Annotated in this window: 18 protein-coding genes; 12 read left to right on the top strand and 6 right to left on the bottom strand. The window is 70.4% G+C overall.

Annotated elements, in window-relative coordinates; all coding sequences use genetic code 11:
• Window positions 1–56: 56 nt before the first annotated feature.
• The 5 genes from OG509_RS14680 to OG509_RS14660 all read left to right on the top strand — a co-directional run bounded on the left by OG509_RS14680 (window position 57) and on the right by OG509_RS14660 (window position 5,021).
• Complete coding sequence (locus tag OG509_RS14680; RefSeq protein ID WP_406183040.1) at window positions 57–896, top strand: ABC transporter permease; 840 nt, start codon at window positions 57–59, stop codon at window positions 894–896.
• Window positions 889–1,824: an ABC transporter permease gene (locus OG509_RS14675; protein WP_406183039.1), complete on the top strand. Its 936-nt coding sequence runs from the start codon at window positions 889–891 to the stop codon at window positions 1,822–1,824. The genes OG509_RS14680 and OG509_RS14675 overlap by 8 nt, the downstream gene beginning before the upstream one ends.
• Before the next feature lie 5 nt (window positions 1,825–1,829).
• Window positions 1,830–2,801 carry an ATP-binding cassette domain-containing protein gene (locus tag OG509_RS14670; RefSeq protein ID WP_406183038.1) on the top strand — a complete coding sequence of 324 codons (972 nt, stop codon included), beginning with the start codon at window positions 1,830–1,832 and terminating at the stop codon, window positions 2,799–2,801.
• 74 nt (window positions 2,802–2,875) lie between these two features.
• Window positions 2,876–3,565 (top strand): DUF1707 domain-containing protein, encoded by a 690-nt coding sequence (locus OG509_RS14665; protein ID WP_406183037.1) that lies wholly within the window; start codon window positions 2,876–2,878, stop codon window positions 3,563–3,565.
• A 97-nt stretch (window positions 3,566–3,662) separates the two neighbouring features.
• On the top strand, window positions 3,663–5,021 hold the full coding sequence (locus OG509_RS14660; protein WP_406183036.1) for a DUF445 domain-containing protein: 1,359 nt from the start codon (window positions 3,663–3,665) through the stop codon (window positions 5,019–5,021).
• A gap of 97 nt (window positions 5,022–5,118) precedes the next feature.
• Here the strand turns inward: OG509_RS14660 and OG509_RS14655 are convergent, their stop codons facing one another.
• The gene (locus OG509_RS14655) at window positions 5,119–5,418 is read right to left on the bottom strand and encodes a hypothetical protein (protein ID WP_030297991.1); all 300 of its coding nucleotides are present in this window, start codon (window positions 5,416–5,418) and stop codon (window positions 5,119–5,121) included.
• 54 nt (window positions 5,419–5,472) lie between these two features.
• Window positions 5,473–5,649 (bottom strand): hypothetical protein, encoded by a 177-nt coding sequence (locus OG509_RS14650; RefSeq protein ID WP_159046087.1) that lies wholly within the window; start codon window positions 5,647–5,649, stop codon window positions 5,473–5,475.
• Window positions 5,650–5,813: 164 nt separating this feature from the next.
• Between OG509_RS14650 and OG509_RS14645 the strand changes: the two genes are divergently transcribed.
• The 3 genes from OG509_RS14645 to OG509_RS14635 all read left to right on the top strand — a co-directional run bounded on the left by OG509_RS14645 (window position 5,814) and on the right by OG509_RS14635 (window position 7,954).
• Window positions 5,814–6,350 carry a GNAT family N-acetyltransferase gene (locus tag OG509_RS14645; protein ID WP_406183034.1) on the top strand — a complete coding sequence of 179 codons (537 nt, stop codon included), beginning with the start codon at window positions 5,814–5,816 and terminating at the stop codon, window positions 6,348–6,350.
• 331 nt (window positions 6,351–6,681) lie between these two features.
• Complete coding sequence (locus OG509_RS14640; RefSeq protein WP_406183033.1) at window positions 6,682–7,440, top strand: hypothetical protein; 759 nt, start codon at window positions 6,682–6,684, stop codon at window positions 7,438–7,440.
• A gap of 10 nt (window positions 7,441–7,450) precedes the next feature.
• The gene (locus OG509_RS14635; protein WP_406183031.1) at window positions 7,451–7,954 is read left to right on the top strand and encodes a very short patch repair endonuclease; all 504 of its coding nucleotides are present in this window, start codon (window positions 7,451–7,453) and stop codon (window positions 7,952–7,954) included.
• Here OG509_RS14635 and OG509_RS14630 read toward each other — a convergent pair.
• Together OG509_RS14630 and OG509_RS14625 are read right to left on the bottom strand one after the other, a co-directional pair.
• The gene (locus OG509_RS14630; RefSeq protein WP_406183029.1) at window positions 7,951–9,672 is read right to left on the bottom strand and encodes a DUF262 domain-containing protein; all 1,722 of its coding nucleotides are present in this window, start codon (window positions 9,670–9,672) and stop codon (window positions 7,951–7,953) included. The genes OG509_RS14635 and OG509_RS14630 overlap by 4 nt on opposite strands.
• Before the next feature lie 52 nt (window positions 9,673–9,724).
• Window positions 9,725–10,726: an SEC-C domain-containing protein gene (locus tag OG509_RS14625; protein WP_406183028.1), complete on the bottom strand. Its 1,002-nt coding sequence runs from the start codon at window positions 10,724–10,726 to the stop codon at window positions 9,725–9,727.
• Window positions 10,727–10,793: 67 nt separating this feature from the next.
• Here OG509_RS14625 and OG509_RS14620 point away from each other — a divergent pair, with 67 nt between their 5' ends.
• From OG509_RS14620 to OG509_RS14605, 4 genes are all read left to right on the top strand, one after another.
• Complete coding sequence (locus OG509_RS14620; protein WP_406187577.1) at window positions 10,794–11,567, top strand: class E sortase; 774 nt, start codon at window positions 10,794–10,796, stop codon at window positions 11,565–11,567.
• Between the two features lie 54 nt (window positions 11,568–11,621).
• On the top strand, window positions 11,622–11,927 hold the full coding sequence (locus OG509_RS14615) for a DUF6412 domain-containing protein (protein WP_385579600.1): 306 nt from the start codon (window positions 11,622–11,624) through the stop codon (window positions 11,925–11,927).
• Between the two features lie 108 nt (window positions 11,928–12,035).
• Window positions 12,036–12,647, top strand: a complete 612-nt coding sequence (locus OG509_RS14610) for a YidC/Oxa1 family membrane protein insertase (protein ID WP_406183025.1) — start codon at window positions 12,036–12,038, stop codon at window positions 12,645–12,647.
• 121 nt (window positions 12,648–12,768) lie between these two features.
• Window positions 12,769–13,626 carry a fumarylacetoacetate hydrolase family protein gene (locus tag OG509_RS14605; protein ID WP_406183024.1) on the top strand — a complete coding sequence of 286 codons (858 nt, stop codon included), beginning with the start codon at window positions 12,769–12,771 and terminating at the stop codon, window positions 13,624–13,626.
• 67 nt (window positions 13,627–13,693) lie between these two features.
• Here OG509_RS14605 and OG509_RS14600 read toward each other — a convergent pair whose 3' ends face one another.
• Together OG509_RS14600 and OG509_RS14595 are read right to left on the bottom strand one after the other, a co-directional pair.
• Window positions 13,694–14,917 (bottom strand): ALF repeat-containing protein, encoded by a 1,224-nt coding sequence (locus OG509_RS14600; protein ID WP_406183023.1) that lies wholly within the window; start codon window positions 14,915–14,917, stop codon window positions 13,694–13,696.
• Between the two features lie 81 nt (window positions 14,918–14,998).
• Window positions 14,999–16,120 carry a Gfo/Idh/MocA family oxidoreductase gene (locus OG509_RS14595; protein WP_406183022.1) on the bottom strand — a complete coding sequence of 374 codons (1,122 nt, stop codon included), beginning with the start codon at window positions 16,118–16,120 and terminating at the stop codon, window positions 14,999–15,001.
• Window positions 16,121–16,142 lie beyond the last annotated feature (22 nt).

The following is a 16,142-nucleotide window of genomic DNA, read 5'->3' as shown; positions in this document are numbered from 1 at the left end:
GGGGAAAACGGAGGGATACGGTGCGCCAGGGAACGGCTCGTGGAACGGCGCGCGAAGTGGAGCGTGGAACGGCGCGTGGAACGGCGCGTGGGGCGTGGCTCTATCCGGCCGTCGCGGCGGGCGGGTTCCGGCGCTACGCCACCTACGGGACGGCGACGGCGGCGGGGGTGTTCACCAACACCGTCTTCGGCTTCGTCCTCGCGTACACGTACGTCGCGTTGTGGGACGAGCGGCCCGGGCTGGGCGGCTACGACCAGGCGCAGGCGCTGACCTTCGTCTGGGTGAGCCAGTCGCTGCTCGCCGCGGGCGCGCTGATCGGCGGCGGCTTCCAGGAGGAGATGCAGGAGCGCATCCGGACGGGTGACATCGCCGTCGACCTGTACCGGCCGGCCGACCTCCAGATGTGGTGGCTCGCCGGCGATCTGGGGAGGGCGGGCTTCCAGTTGCTCGGGCGCGGGGTCGTGCCGCTGCTCGCGGGGGCGTTGGCCTTCCAACTGGCCCTGCCCGCCGACCCGCTGCGCTGGCTGCTGTTCCTGGTGTCGGTGGTGCTCGCGCTGCTCGTCAGCTTCGGGGTGCGGTACCTGCTGGGGCTGGCCGCGTTCTGGCTGATGGACGGGACCGGGATCAACCTGATGGCCGTCGTGGTCACGGTCTTCTTCTCCGGGATGCTGCTGCCGCTGACGGTGTTCCCGGGCGGCTTCGGGGAGTTCGTCCGCGTCCTGCCGTGGGCGGCGATGCTCCAGGTGCCGCTGGACGTGCTGATGGGCGTGCACGCCGGCGCCGGGGGCGCGGTGCGGGCGCTGGGCTTCCAGTCGGCGTGGGCGCTCGTACTGCTGGGCGCGGGGCGGCTGTTGCAGTCGGCCGCGACACGGAAGGTGGTCGTCCAGGGTGGCTGAGCTCGAAGCCGGGGCCGTGGAGGCTGTGGCGGCCGTGGAGGCTGTGGCGGTGGCTCCGGCGCGGCCCGGAGGACCGGCGGACGTACCGGTGGACGTGCCGCTGTACGTGCCGGTGCGGAACCGGGCCGTGGAGGGGCTGCGCGGCTACGGACTGATCGTGGCGATGTGGGTCCGGTCGACGATGGCGTACCGGACCTCGTTCCTCCTCTCCACCTTCGGGAACGCGGCGATCACGCTCCTCGACTTCGTGGCGATCTGGATCATGTTCTCGCACGTGGACGTGCTCGGCGGCTTCGCGCTGCCCGAGATCGCCCTGCTGTACGGGTCCTCCTCGGCCTCCCTGGGCCTGGCGGACCTGCTCCTCGGCAATACGGACCGGATCGGCGTCCGGATCCGCGACGGCTCCCTCGACACCATGCTGGTGCGCCCGGTCCCGGTGCTCGCGCAGGTCGCGGCCGACCGCTTCGCGCTGCGCCGGGTGGGGCGGATCGGGCAGGGGCTGGCGGTGCTGGCCTGGGCGGTCTCGGAGCTGGACGTGGAGTGGACTGCCGGGAAGGTGCTGCTGGTGCCCGTGATGGTGCTGGCCGGTGCGGCGATCTTCGGGGCGGTGATGGTGGCCGGTGCGGCCTTCCAGTTCGTCGCCGGGGACGCGGCGGAGGTGCAGAACTCCTTCACGTACGGCGGGAACACGATGCTCCAGTACCCGCCGACGGTGTTCGCGAAGGACCTGCTGCGCGGGGTCACGTTCATCGTTCCGCTGGCCTTCGTGAACTGGCTGCCGGCCCTGTACGTACTGGGGCAGCCGTATCCGCTGGGGCTGCCGGGGTGGGTGGCGTTCGTGAGCCCGCTGGTGGCGGTGGTGGTGTTCGTACCCGCGTCGCTGGCGTGGCGGGCGGGACTTCGTTCGTACCGGAGTACGGGGAGCTGAGCGGCGTGGGCGGGAATGTACTGATCGAGCTGGACGGGGTCGAGAAGGTCTTCGACGTACGGCGCCGGGTGAGTCTGATGCGCCGGGAGAAACGGCAGGTCAGGGCCGTGGACGGGATCAGCTTCCAGGTGGCGCGGGGCGAGGTGGTCGGCTACATCGGGCCCAACGGCGCCGGGAAGTCGACCACGATCAAGATGCTGACCGGCATCCTCACCCCGAGCGGCGGCCGGCTGCGGGTCGCGGGCATCGACCCGGCGCGGGAGCGGATGCGGCTGGCGCACCGGATCGGGGTGGTGTTCGGGCAGCGGACCACGCTCTGGTGGGACCTGCCGCTGAAGGACTCGTACGGGCTGATGCGGCGGATGTACCGGATCCCGCCGGCCCGGTTCAAGGAGAACCTGGAGCGGTGCGTGGAGCGCCTGGACCTCGCCGAGCTGCTGGATGTACCGGTACGGCAGCTGTCGCTGGGGCAGCGGATGCGCGGGGACATCGCGGCGGCGCTGCTGCACGATCCGGACGTGCTGTACCTGGACGAGCCGACGATCGGGCTCGACGTGGTGAGCAAGGCGAAGGTACGGGCGTTCCTGCGGCAGCTGAACGCGGAGCTCGGCACGACGGTGCTGCTCACGACGCACGACCTCCAGGACATCGAGCAGCTGTGCGAGCGGGTGATGGTGATCGACCACGGGCGGCTGATGTACGACGGCGCACTGGCCGGTCTGCACTCGATGGGGGAGGGCGGCGGCGAGCGGACGCTGGTGGTGGACCTGGAGCGGGAGCTTCCGGAGATCAGCGTGGCGGGGGCGCGGGTGGTGAAGGTGGACGGGCCGCGGCAGTGGCTGGCGTTCCCGGCGGGGGCTTCGGCGGCGCCGCTGGTGGCGGAGGTGGCGGCGCGGTATCCGCTGCTGGACCTGTCGGTGCGGGAGCCGGACATCGAGGACGTGATCGCGCGGATGTATGGCCAGGGCCAGGGTTAAATCAGGGATGAGCGGGGGCCGTTACCAGGGTTGGGCCATACAACTCTTCCGTACGACTACATAGGCTGTTCCCCATGACTGACGAGCGGCCGGAGAAGCCGTTGCCGGAGCTGAGGGCGTCGGACGCCGACCGCGACCGGGTGGTGGAGCGTCTGCGGGACGCCGTCGCCGAGGGCCGGATCGACATGGAGGAGTTCGAGGAGCGGCTGGAGGCGGCGTACACGTCGAAGACGTACGCGGAACTGGAACCGCTGACCCGCGATCTGCCGGCTCCGGGCGGGCACCCGATACCGCTCGCGGCTTCGGCCCCGGCCCCGGCGGCGGCCGACGGCTCGTGGGCCTCGCGGATCGGCGGCGGCGGCGTACCGGCGTCGGCCTCGGCGGCGGTCGCGGTGATGTCCTCGTTCCAGCGCAAGGGCACCTGGACGGTGCCGCCGCGGCTGGACGCGGTGGCGTTCTGGGGCAGCGGTGACCTCGACCTGCGCGAGGCGAACTTCGCGGAGCGCGAGGTGGTGATCAACTGCATCGCGATCATGGGCGGCATCCAGATCACGGTCCCGCCGGGCGTGGAGGTCGACGTACGGGGCTTCGGCTTCATGGGCGCCTTCGACCAGCGCGGCGACACCTCGGGCCCGGTGGCCCCGGGCGCCCCGAGGGTGGTCGTGACGGGCCTGGCCTTCTGGGGCGGGGTGGAGGTCAAGGTCAAACCCCCCAAGCGCCCGAAGCCCCTCAAGGGCGGCCCGAACCTCCGCAAGGAGCTCTAGGGGGCGTCTGCGGGCTCCGGCGCCGGAGCCGGCTCCGGCTCTCGGTGGGCGGATCGGCGTGCCGGGAACTCCTGAGGGGTCCCGGGAGTCGGATGCTATGCAGACAAAACCGGCGCCCGGGGGAAGGGAGGAACACGTGGACCACCGCACCAAGGCCGTAGCCACCGGCAGAGGCGCCAGTACCGGCACCGGCGGGTTCGTGTTCAACGAGGCCGACGAGGAGCGCCGCCGCGGCGTCCGCCGCATGAAGACCACCGCGACGGGCCTGCTGATCCTGGTCGCCCTGGTCTACGTACTGACCACCTGGGCGGAGCACGCCGGGGCCGGCGGCTGGGCGGGCTACGTCCGGGCCGCCGCCGAGGCCGGCATGGTCGGCGCGCTCGCCGACTGGTTCGCCGTCACCGCGCTGTTCCGGCGCCCGCTCGGCCTGCCCATCCCGCACACGGCGATCATTCCGACCAAGAAGGACCAGCTCGGCGTCTCCCTCGGGGAGTTCGTCGGCGAGAACTTCCTCTCCCCGGACGTGGTCCGCGCCCGCCTGCACGCCCTCGGCATCGGCGCCCGCCTCGGATCCTGGCTGGCCGAGCCCGCGCACGCCGACCGGGTCACGGCCGAGCTGGCCACCGCGCTGCGCGGGGCCCTGACCGTACTGCGCGACTCCGATGTGCAGGCGGTCGTGGGGGAGGCCATCACGCGGCGGGCCGAGACCGCCGAGATCGCGCCCGGGATCGGCAAGACCCTGGAGAAGGTCGTCGCGGACGGCGGGCACCGCCGCGTCGTCGACCTCGTCTGCGCCAAGGCCCACGACTGGCTGGTGACGCACGGGGAGTCGGTGATGGGCGCGGTCCAGGGCGGCGCACCCGGCTGGACCCCGAGGTTCGTGGACCGCAAGGTCGGCGAGCGCGTGTACAAGGAGCTGCTCCGCTTCCTGACCGAGATGCGGGACATGCCGGAGCATCCGGCGCGCGGGGCGGTGGACCGGTTCCTGACGGACTTCGCGGCCGACCTCCAGTCGGACACGGACACCCGGGCCCGGGTGGAGCGGCTGAAGTCCGAGATCCTCCAGCGCGGGGAGGTGCAGGACGTGATCGCCTCCGCCTGGACCGCGATCCGGGCGATGATCATCTCGGCGGCGGAGGACGAGCACAGCGAGCTGCGGCTGCGGGTCCGGTCCTCGCTGCTGTCGCTGGGGGCGCGGCTGGCCACGGACGGCCGGCTCCAGGACAAGGTGGAGGGCTGGATCGAGGGCGCGGTGGTGTACGTGGTGACCACCTACCGCACCGAGATCACCTCGCTGATCACGGACACCGTGGCCGGGTGGGACGCCGAGCACACGTCGCGGAAGATCGAGGCCCACATCGGCCGGGACCTCCAGTTCATCCGCATCAACGGCACGGTGGTCGGCGCCCTGGCCGGGCTGCTGATCTACACGGTGTCCCAGGCCCTGGGGGCGTAGCGCCGGACACCTCTTGGGGGCGGCTGAGGCGCGGCTCGGCGACGACGGCTCAGGTGCTGCTCGGCGACGGCGCTCAGGTCCGCTCGGCGACGACGGCTCAGCCGCGGTCGGCGACGACCCAGGAGGCGGTCGCCACGACCGCCGCGGCTCCGAGGACGGCAGGCCAGGCCCCGACCTTCTTGGCCAGCGGGTGCGCGCCCGCGAAGCCGGCGAGGTACAGCGCCCCGAGCCCGGCCGCCGCGGGGGTACCGCCGCGCCGGTGCCATTCCCGCCCGGCGGCCAGTCCGGCGGCGCCGAGCACGACGCCGCCCAGCGGGCGCTTCTTGGTCCACCGGGCGACGGCGTACCCGCCGACCAGTCCGGCTGCCGCCACTGCGGAACTCGGTACGCGCGCCATGCCCAACTCCTCAAGTCGTCTGATCTCACGTGTATTACTTGTACTGTCACGAGGCTAACGCGGGGGCTTGACCACCCGGCGGGCGCCCAGCGCCCCCAGAACGAGCACCGCTCCGCCGATCACACCGTCCGGTACGGCGTCCTTGACGGCGCGCGGCAGCAGCGCCACCACGCCCAGGACGAGGAGGAAGGCGAGCAGGCACCGGCCGGCCGCCCGAATCAGTCTGTCCACGGGCTGCTCAACGCGGCTGTGCGGTCCCCGACACGGAAGACGGGGAGGGGATTTGTCGCACACTCGCCGGATCCGTGCGATACGTGCCTTCGGGAACCCGACCGGCATAAATTGGCTCTCCCACCCCAAACGGTAAAACGGGAAGAAAGAGGAGCTCGGACATCGTGATCTGCTACGGACAGGCCGTCCTCGACCTCGCGGACGAACTGGTCGACGCCTATGCCGACGTCTTCTCCGCCCCACCGTGGAACGAGGACGCAGAAACCATTCGCCAATTCGCGGTCCGCCTCCAGGCCGACACCCGGCGCAGGGGTTTCCGTACGGCTCTCGCCCAGTCCGCGACCGGCATCGACGGCTTCGCCACGGGCTGGCTCACCCCGGCGGCCTTCCCCAAGGACCGCGGGTACGCCCAGGTCTCCGCGCAGCTCGGCCCGGCGCGGGTGCGGGAACTCCTGACGGGTGCGCTGGAGATAGACGAGCTCGCCGTACGCCCGTACGCGCGCGGCCACGGCACCGGCCGCGCCCTGCTCACCGAGATCACCGCCGACGCCCCGGACCACCGGGCCTGGCTGCTGACCTCCCGCCTGGCCACCGACACGGTGGCCACGTACCGCCGCCTGGGCTGGCACGAGGTGGCCGCCCGCCCGGGCACGCAGACGGGCGTGATCGTCTTCCTCTCCCCGGACCACCCGGGCCGCTGACGTGCTCCCCGGGCGGGGTGTCGGTGCCCCCGGACCGGGCATACCGCCGGCATGATCACAACGCAGCAGACGACCGACCAGAGCCGGCCGCCGAACCACCGGCCGCCCGGGCACGCGACGAGCCGGCGGGCCGACCGGACATCCGGGCAGTCGGACAGCCACGCGCCACCAGCTCGCCGCATCCGGGATCCCGGACGGCACGATCACCTCCCGCACCCGCCCGGGCGGGCCCTGGCAGCGCTTACTGCCCCGGTTCTACCTCCTCCAGACCGGCCCCCCGGACCACCGCCAACGCGCCCTCGCCGCCGTCCTGTACGCCGCCGAGCCCGCTGTGGACCCGCTCTCCGGCGAAACGGCCGTCCTCACCGGCGCCGCCGCCCTGGCCCTCCTCGGCATCCGCGACGTCCCGCACACCCCCGCCGACGTCCTGGTCCGCGCCCCGCGCCGGCTCACCGGCACCCCGGAGGTCCGCCCGCTGGCCACCGCCCGCTGGCCGCGCACCATCGCGGTCTCCGGCATCCCGAGCACCCGCCCGGTGCGCGCGGCGGCCGACTTCGCCGCCCGGTCCGAGGACCCCGACCGCATCCGCTCGACCCTGGCCCATGTCGTCCAGGCCGGCTGGTGCCACCCGCAGGACCTGCACGCGGAGCTCCGCGCGGCCCGCCTCCTCACCCGCCCGGCGATCCGCGCCGCCGCGTCGGAACTCCTCGCGGGGGTCCGCTCGATCGCCGAGGCCCTGGCCCGGGACACCCTGACGGCGACGGACCTCCCGACCCCGCTGTGGAACGCCCGCCTGTACACCCCGGACGGCGCCTTCCTGGCCAGCCCCGACGCGTACTGGCCGGACGAGGGCGTGGCCCTGGAGATCGACTCGGCGGAGTACCACTACACCCGCGACGCCTGGCACGCCACCCTCCACCGCCGCCTGCGCCTGGAGTCCCACGGCATCCTGGTGGTCAGCGCAACCCCGTCGATGATCCGCGACACCCCGGAGGAGGTCATCAAGGCCCTCCGCACCCTCCTCACCCTCACCACCCCACCCAAAGCCCAAGCCCGCGGCCACGTCCAATTGGAGCTTCCCGCGGCGTGACAATGAGGGAGTGGAAGCCCTGGAGAGCACTCCCGAAGTACGCGCGCGCATGAGCCGGCAGAAGAGCAAGAACACCGGCATCGAGATGGCCTTGCGCAGCGCACTGCACGCGGCGGGACTGCGCTACCGGGTGCACCGCCGTCCGGTGAAGGGTGTGCGCCGAGAGGCCGACATCGTCTTCGGCCCGGCGCGCGTGGCGGTCTTCGTGGACGGCTGTTTCTGGCACGGATGCCCGGAGCACGCGACATGGCCTCGCCGCAACGCGGAGTTCTGGCGGGCGAAGATCGAGGGAAACCGTGCCCGCGACCACGACACGGACCGCCGACTCGCGGACTCCGGCTGGCTGGCGGTCCGCGTCTGGGAACACGAGACGGTGGAGGATGCGGCGGCGCGCGTTCATCAGATCGTGATGGCGCGCCGCCGTGACGAGCAGGTTCGAAGCACGCGGCGGACTCGACTCGACAGCTCAGGCGCGGAACTGACGGTGCGTGTGGTTGAGGGGTTGGCAGGCTAACGGATCGCCTCGCGCTGAATCTGTTTACCAGTGGCTTCTTCGATTAGTTGCACTATGTTCTCCAGACGTTCGTCAAGAAATCTCGTGTAGTCGTCATGGAGAAGGCCGCTGGCCTCCTGGCTCGCTATGGCGTGAGAAGCGAGGACATCGTGAAGTCGCTGCTCTCCGTATGTCGTCTTCATTTTTTCGATGTACACGCTCGGAGCGTTACTCGAAATGATACGGTTCGTCTCTCCGTCGATAATGGAGCGATTCAGCATCAGTTCGGCACTCTCTGATTCTTGCTGCTTGGCCAGGAAGGCCTTTGGGAAGATGTGATGCGATTCCGCTTCGTGAGCACGCGTAATTGTCATGCTCTGCCCCGTATGGAAATCTGCTGCTTTGTTTTTGATAAGCAGGCATATCAATCCTGAATACAGCGCTTTGCGACGAACCGTGGCTGTTCGCAGCGTCGTCGCATTGATGTGAAGTTCATCTATGACTTCTGGTGCATCTCCATCGCCGGTGGTGATCCAGTTTGCGAGACGGGAGTAATCGGCCCCCATTTGACTGTTGGCGCCTTGGTCGTAGTTGGTCGTGAAGATGCTCGCCCAGAAGAACTGTTGCAGCCGACGCAGGGCTTGGGATCTCTCCAGCGGCTTAAGGTCTTTTTGTTTGTCCCAGACGGCAGCCATGGGGGTGAGGAGCATTCCGTAAGGAAGCCACTTCTGAGATGTGACTCCACAATCCGACTGGATCATGTCGATCACGCCGGCGAATCCCGACGTGACGCTTTTCCAGTGGTCCTTTATGTCGTCGCCAGTCAGCTTCTTGAGGACATCTGATCGCTGTGCAGTGCCGCGCACGCGCAGGCAAATGGCCTGGAGTACGTTATATGGATCGATCCGAAACTCTTTAAGCGCCCGATGGTTCGATTCTGCTTCGTCCCAAAGATCTCGAAGGTTTACGCCCTGAGGGAAGAATCGTGCTGTGAGGAGCTCGAAGGGGCCGAGCGGCTTTCCGGTCCGGTTCAAGGTCTCGAAGATCGTGCACACCGCGTCCATCGAGGTGGAGCTGGGTAGCGTTAGAACTGGTAGGCCGTACGTCTTCAAAGGGCTGATGTACTTGTCGCGCATCTCTCGGTAGAGGCTTTTCGCCTCTCTTGCCGTCAGCGGTACTTGCGGGTCGTTTCCTATGGCGTCAGCATAGTCGTCCAGCCAATCGTCGAATTTGTGCACTTCGGAGATCGGTAGATGCGAGGGTGTCAATTGTTGACTACGGCGGCCCGTTTTTGCTACTGCGGGCATCGAGAATATTGCTTCCTCGAAATCGACGTCAGGCACTTCGCGGACGCTTTGTGAGTAGACGTCGACGAATTCGTCTACCTTGATGAAGTAACGCTCGTCGCCTGATCCGGTCAGGGCCTGATAGAGAGATGTGAGACGCTGTTGCCCGTCGAGAACCAGAACCGATGGTGGATTATTCGATGTATTGGGGGCGCCGTCGAAGCTACGACTGGCGAAAGGCTGGCCATCTCCTTGTTCCCAGAACAGGAGAGTTCCGACAGGGTAGCGTGACATGATGGAGCCGATGAGTTCGGCGGTACGAGCGGAATCCCATACGAAGTCGCGTTGGAAATCGGGGAGTGCGATCTCACGATTCTGAATGCGTGTCACGATATTCAGCACCTGGAGCGGGTTGGTCTGGAATATCGGGTCAGATTCGTACGCGCTGGTCATGGGTTCCTTCGTCATTGAAACGTTCTGTCGACTGCGGTGGTGGCCGGTCTTCTTAACCGGTGGTGCCGTGGCATTCGGCGTAGGGCTTGCCCGAGGTGCACCAGCAGGGGGTGTTGGGGGTGGGGGGCCAGGGGGTGGCTTTGCCTCGGGCGGCCAGGGTCGTCGCGTACTCCGGGAGGAGGGACGGGGAGGCCGGGGAGGTTTTCTCGGATGCCGCGAAGGCCTCGTAGGAGGGGACGCTGGCCGTGACGATGCCCAGGTTCGTGGTGCCCGAGGCGGCCAGGGCGCGGAGCGAGGACTCGATGTGCGCCAGGTGGGCCTCGTGCGAGGGGTACTCCGCCGCCAGGGTCGGGTACGAGGTGAGGAGTTCGGCCAGTTCGCGGGCGGGCCAGTGCAGGATCGCCACCGGGAACGGGCGGGAGAGGGCGGCGCGGCGGTCGCCCAGCTCGGCGCGGAGGCGGGCGATCTCGGCGCGCAGCTCGGCCGGGTCGTCGGAGCCGAGGGCCCAGATGCGCTTGGGGTCGTGCAGCTCGTCCAGCGGGATCGGGCCGATGTGGCGGGTGTCGGCGACCATGTCCCACTCGTCGTGCGGGAGTCCGAGGAGGCGGCGGACCCGGTGGCGGCCCGTCAGGAGGGCCGTGGTGGCCTGGGTGAGGGGCGCGTCCTCCGTGATGAGGAGGCCGGCGGCCTCGGTGAAGCACTCCTCCGAGGCCGTCAACTCATCGTGCGTTTCCAGGGTTTCCGCGATGACCTCCCAAGGGGCCGGGTCCGCCGGCGCCGCCGCGCGGATGCCCTGGATGAGGGCGCGGGCCTCGGGCTCGTGGCCGTACTCCCACAGGTTCGCCGCCTGGAGCGCCTTGATCAGGTGCGGATCGGCGGGTGAGGAGGCGAGGAGTTGGTCGTACAGCGCGCTGGCGCGGTCCCGGGCGTCACCCAGTTCGAGGTGGGCCGCGGCCTGGAGGAGCAGGGGCTCCTGGTCCTCGGGGTAGCGGGTCGCCGTGCGGATGAGGCGCTCGGCTTCGGCGATGTGCTCGGCAGGCGTGTCAGGGCGCATGGTTCACACCGTACTGCCCTGGTCTGTTGACGGGGGAGGTCTTAAGGTGCGGCCCGTGCGGGATCAGATGCGTGTGGTGGTGCAGGGGGGCGGCCGGCGCGGGCGGCGAGCCGGTCTCGCCGGGGTGCTGTGGGGGGCCGCCGAACTGGCCGTCACCGTGGGCGTGGTGGTGTTGTTGCTGGTGGTGCACCAGGTGTGGTGGACCAACCGGCAGGCCCTCGCCTCCGCCCGGGAGGAGGTTCGGGAATTGGAGAGGCAGTGGATCCTTCCTCCGTCCCCTTCCCCTCTTGATTCCGGTCCCGGTCCCGGTCCCGGCCCCGATTCTGGTTCTGGTTCCGGATCCTCTGTGGTTCCGGTTCCTTCCTCGTCGCGTTCTGCTTCCCCGTCCGGGGCGCCCGCGCGGGAGGCCGCGTACGGGGTGCTGCGGATTCCGCGGCTCGGGGTCGTCGTGCCCGTCGCGGAGGGCGTCGACAAGCGGGCCGTGCTGGACAAGGGGTACGCCGGGCACTACCCCGGGACCGCGCAGCCCGGGGCGCGGGGGAACTTCGCGCTCGCCGGGCACCGCAACACCCACGGCGAGCCGTTCCGGTACATCAACCGGTTGCGGGCCGGGGACGAGCTGATCGTCGACGTGCGGGGCCAGCGGTACACGTACGTGGTCGGCAAGACCCTGGGGGAGACCGCCGAGCGGGACACCGGGGTGATCGCGCCCGTGCCGCGCAGTACGGTCCGGCCGGACTACGGGTACGGCGAGCCCGGCGCGTACATCACGCTCACCACCTGCACGCCCGAGTACACCTCCAAATATCGGCTCGTGGTCTGGGGAACCTTGAGGAGATAGATCGCGTTCTTGGGTGTGGTGGGTACGGAGCGGATCTGGGGAGGGGGCTCGGCAATGGCAAGGCTTGATCGTCGGCGGCTGCTGATGTCCCTGCTCCTGTTCGCCGGGGTCGTCGGGCTCCTCGGGCTGTTCGCCGGGGAGGGTGGGCTGGGCGCCGTCGTGGTCGCCCTCGCCGCCACCGTCGCCGTGGGCGCCGCCGCCCTGGCCGCCCGGCTCGTACGGCCCGTGCCGCCCCACCGCATACGCACCGCGATACGTGATCGCGAGCAGCGCACGGCGTTCCTGCCGCAGCGCGATCCCGATGCCTCGGGCCGGTCGCGGCCCAGGGCGCCCGGTCGTCTCGTCCTGACGGCCGCGTAGGGGCATCCTTCCTCCTCATCTCCCTTTCGTTCTGTCGGCTTGCCCCTCGTGGTCGTCGCGCCGAAATGCACCTCTTTCGACGTTGACGAGACCCCTCGGAGGGCCCGCGTGTCCGTTTTCACCCGCCTTGTTGAAGAGCTGGGCCGGCTCTTGGAGCCCGTACTGGCCGAGTCCGCGACCGCTGCCGCGATCGTGCTGTTCACCGTGCTCGTACGGCTCGCCCTGCACCCGCTGAACCGGGCCGCGTTCCGCGGTGCGACGCCGGTGGCCGGCTTGCTGCCCGTGCTGCTCCAGCTGCCGGTGTTCTTCCTCATGTACAAGGCCTTCTCCTCGTCCGGCCCGCTGCTGGACCACCGGCTGTTCGCCGCGCCGCTCGGGGCCCATTGGACCGACGCCCTCGGGGCGGGCGGCTTCCTCGGGGCGCAGGGGCTGGTGTTCCTGGGGCTGTTCGCGGCCATCGCGGCGGTCGCCGCGTGGAGTGCCGTACGGGGGCGGCGGGCCGCCGCCGAGGCGCCCGCCCCGGTCGCGGCCGCCAACGTGAGCGCCGAGCAGCAGGAGGCGTTGCGCAAGCTGGGCGGCGTACTGCCGCTGCTGTCCTTCGGGACGCTGATCACGGCGGCCGTGGTGCCGCTGGCGGCGGGGCTGTACCTGGTGACCACCACCGCGTGGTCCGTGGCCGAGCGGGCCTGGCTCCAGCACCGCAAGCGTTCCAGTCTGTGAACAGGGTCTTGCGGATTGGGTGGGCATCTTGGAGGATCAACCAATTCTCCGATGGCCGCAACCCATCGGCAGGCCCGGGCTCGCCCATGGGCCGACCACCCACGACCACGGGAGAATGCCCATGAAGCTGCTGCGTGTCGGACCGGTCGGGGCAGAGCGCCCCGCGCTGCTCGACCAGGACGGGTCCCTGCGTGACCTGTCCGGCCTGATCACGGATGTGGACGGCGCGCTGCTCGCCGACGACTCCGTGCTGTCCCGGGTACGGGACGCGGCGGCGTCCGGCGAGCTTCCGGTCCTGGACGCGGAAGGCCTGCGGATCGGTGCGCCGGTCGGCCGGATCGGCAAGATCGTGGGCATCGGGCTGAACTACTTCGGGCACGCGGCCGAGATCGGCGCGGAGCCGCCGGCCGAGCCCATCCTCTTCCTCAAGGCCGCGGACACCGTGGTCGGCCCGGACGACACCGTGCTGATCCCGCGCGGCAGCGTGAAGACCGACTGGGAGGCCGAGCTCGGCGTCGTCATAGGCGCCACCGCCCGCTACCTGTCCTCCGCCGCGGAGGGCCTGGCCCACGTGGGCGGATACACGCTGGTCAACGACGTATCGGAGCGCGAGTTCCAGATCGAGCGCGGCGGCACCTGGGACAAGGGCAAGAACTGCGAGACGTTCACCCCGTTGGGCCCCTGGCTGGTGACCGCCGACGAGGTCGCGGACCCGCAGGACCTGGACGTGAAGCTGTGGGTCAACGGCGCGCTCAAGCAGGACGGCAACACCGCCGACCAGATCTTCCCGGTCGGCGAGGTCGTCCGGTACCTGAGCCGGTTCATGACGCTGTACCCGGGCGATGTCATCGTCTCCGGCACCCCGGCGGGCGTGGCCATGGGCCAGCCGGAGCCGAAGCCGTACCTGCGGGCCGGTGACGTCGTGGAGCTGGAGATCGAGGGCCTCGGGCGTCAGCGCCAGGAGTTCAAGGGCGCGTAGCCGTCACGCGTTGACGCGTTCACGCGTAAGGGGCGGGACCGTCATCCGCGGTCCCGCCCCTTACGTGTCAGCCCTTCGTGGACGCGCGGCGGCGGCGGTTGGCGAAGACCAGGCCGGCGCCCGCGCCGAGCACGGCGGCGGCGCCGCCCGCGATCAGGGCGGTCTCGGTGCCCGTGCTCGCGAGCGCGCCGCCGGAACCACCCGCCGTGGTCACCTGGGTGTTGCCGGCGGACTTCGTGCCGGTGGTTCCGGTGGTTCCGGTGGCGGTCCCCGTCCCCGTCCCGGTCTGCTGGGCGCCGGTGCCGTCCTTGCCCGCGTCCGGCTTGCCGGTCTGCGCGTCGCCCGCGGCCTTGTCCTTGTCGCGGGCTGTGAACTGTCCGGTCTTCAGGAACTCGGCGCGGTCCGCCGGCGTGCCGTTGATCGCGGTGATCGCGGCCTTCTTCAGCTCCGGGCCGGCCTTGTTCAGCATCGCCCAGATCAGGACCATGTTGTCGTCGTCGCGCAGCTCGTGCTGCGTGGTCGTCACGAAGGTGCGCAGCTCCGCCGGGGTCGGGTTCCCCTTCAGGAGGTCGATGATGCCCTCCTTCAGGCCCGGGCCGGCCCCGTCGAGCATCGCGAACAGCGCCACCCGGTCGTCCACCGCCCGGATCTTGTGCTGCCCCGTCGCGACGAACTCGCGGACCTCCTCCGGCGTCCCGCTGTCCATCAGCCGGTTGACCGCCTCGGTGATGCCGCGGCCCGCTCCGGGGAGCATCCGCAGCATCTCGACCCGGTCGTCCTCGAAGCGGGCCGTGTGCTGCCCGTGCCGGAGGAACTCGGTCAGCGCGGCCTGGGTGTCCGTCTTCAGCGCGGCCTTGCCGGCCTTCTGTACGGCCCGGCCGCCCGCGTTGATGATCTGCGAGACCCGTACCCGGTCGTCGGTGAACTGCTCCCGGGCCCACTCCACCTCAAGGAACTTCCGCAGGTCCGCGGCCGATCCCTTGAGCGCCTTCTCGGCCGCCTCGCGTACGCCCGGACCGCTCGCCGGGTCCGCCAGGATCGCCTGGACGGCGGCCCGGTCCTTCGCGGCCTGGGGGTCATCGGCCGCCTTCTCGGCCTTCTTGTCCGCTTCCTTGTCCTCCGGCTTGTCCGCCGCCTTGCCCGCCGGCTCGTCCGCGGCCCGGTCCGGCGCGGTCGGAGCGCCCGGAGCGGCCGGTGCCGAGGTGTCGGCGGCGAAGGCCGGAGACGCGAGCAGGACGGCCGGGGCTATCGCGGCGGTGGCGACGGCCGATGCGATCCGGGGCAGCTTCACAGACAGGTTCCGTTCTTCACACATGTGATGATCTACAACCTGTGCAGCATAGATCGCATTCGACCCTCAAACTGTCCATTTTCAGGACATGACGGCACTCAGGTCGACGGTCACCCCGTCCCGGGACGAGATCCGCGCAGCCTCCAGCACCGCCAGGCACTGCGCCGCCTCGTGCGCGGTGACCGGCGCCGGACCGCCCTCGCGCAGAGCCGCCTCCACCGCCGCGTAGTACGCCGGGTAGTCCCCCGGTACGGTCGGCACCGGAGCACCGCCGCCGGTCAGCGGGGACTCGCCGGAGCCCACCCGGCCCCACAGGTGCTCGGGCTCCTCGCCCCACGGGGTGTCCCCGACGCCCGGCCGATGCCCCTCGCGCAGGGCCGCCTCCTGCGGGTCGAGCCCGTACTTCACGTAGCCCGCGCGGGAGCCCAGGACGCGGAAGCGCGGACCCAGCTGCGCGGTGGTCGCGCTGACGTAGAAGTGGGAGCGGACCCCGTTCGCGTGCGTGACGGCGATGAAGGTGTCGTCGTCCGCCTCGGCGCCGGGGCGGCGCACGTCGGTCTCGGCGTACACGCGTACGGCCGGGCCGAACAGCACCAGCGCCTGGTCGACGACGTGGCTGCCGAGGTCGTACAGCAGGCCGCCGATCTCCTCCGGGGCTCCGGACTCGCGCCAGCCGCCCTTGAGCTGCGGGCGCCAGCGCTCGAAACGGGACTCGAAGCGCTGGATCTCGCCGAGTTCGCCGCCGGCGATGAGGCGGCGCAGGGTGAGGAAGTCGTTGTCCCAGCGGCGGTTCTGGAACACGGACAGGAACGTGCCGGTCTTGTCGGCGAGGGCGGCGAGCTCACGGGCCTCGGCGGCGGTGGCGGCGAGCGGCTTGTCCACGACGACCGGGATGCCGGCGCCGAGCGCGACCGTCGCGAGCGGGACGTGGGTCTTGTTGGGGGAGGCGATGACGACCAGGTCGAGGGCGGGGGAGAGGTCCCAGAGCTCCTGCGCCGTGCCGACGGTCCGGACGCCGGGGTACGCCTCCTGCGCCTGGGCCTGCCGGCCGGGGTCGGAGGTGACGACCGTGTCGAGGACGAGCCCGTCGGTGGCCGAGACGAGCGGCGCGTGGAAGACGGAGCCGGCGAGTCCGTAACCGATGAGGCCGACGCGGAGCGTGGAGTTCGACCGCGTGGGGGCAGCGGAAGGGGAGGCGTTCATGCGTCCACTTTGGCAACAGTGT

This window comes from Streptomyces sp. NBC_01006, assembly GCF_045162725.1.
GTDB lineage: Bacteria > Actinomycetota > Actinomycetes > Streptomycetales > Streptomycetaceae > Streptomyces.
The sequence above is the reverse complement of the archived record's forward strand: the minus strand, read 5'-3'. Positions and strand labels throughout refer to the sequence as shown.